General features: G+C 37.3%; 1 protein-coding gene. It reads left to right on the top strand.

Going from position 1 to position 515, the window contains the following annotated elements; genetic code table 11:
• Nucleotides 1–515 (top strand): Calx-beta domain-containing protein (locus tag DWB61_RS17600; protein ID WP_225423421.1); only part of this gene is annotated, 515 nt, incomplete at both ends.

Raw genomic sequence — 515 nt, 5'->3', positions numbered from 1 at the left:
TAGCTTTTAATTTAAGTAGTTCTAATGGAGCAGAATCTGTAAGTAGTGCAAATTTACAAGTTGATTTATCGTCAGCTAGTGGATTAACAGTTGCAGTTGATTACACCGTTACAGGAACAGCAACAGGCAGTGGAACAGATTATACACTGGCTGACGGGATATTAAGTATTGCAGCGGGAGATGCCAGTGATAATATCACAATCGAAAGTATTGTGGATGATTTACTGGATGAGAATAACGAAACAGTGATTGTAACCTTGTCGAATCCTTCAAATGCTACTTTAGGAACTAATACTGTTTATACATATACAATTAATGATGATGATGCAACACCAACAATAGCCTTAAATTTGACAAGTTCAAGTGGTTTAGAATCAGCAAGTAGTGTGAATTTACAAGTTGATTTATCAGCTGCAAGTGGATTAACAGTTTCAGTTGATTACACCGTTACAGGAACGGCAACAGGCAGTGGTACAGATTATACATTGGCTAATGGAACACTGACTATTGCAGCG

Origin of the sequence: Ancylomarina euxina (assembly GCF_003863355.1) — a bacterium.
Lineage (GTDB): Bacteria > Bacteroidota > Bacteroidia > Bacteroidales > Marinifilaceae > Ancylomarina > Ancylomarina euxinus.
Note: the sequence above shows the minus strand (reverse complement) of the source record. Positions and strands in the feature narration are given on the sequence as shown.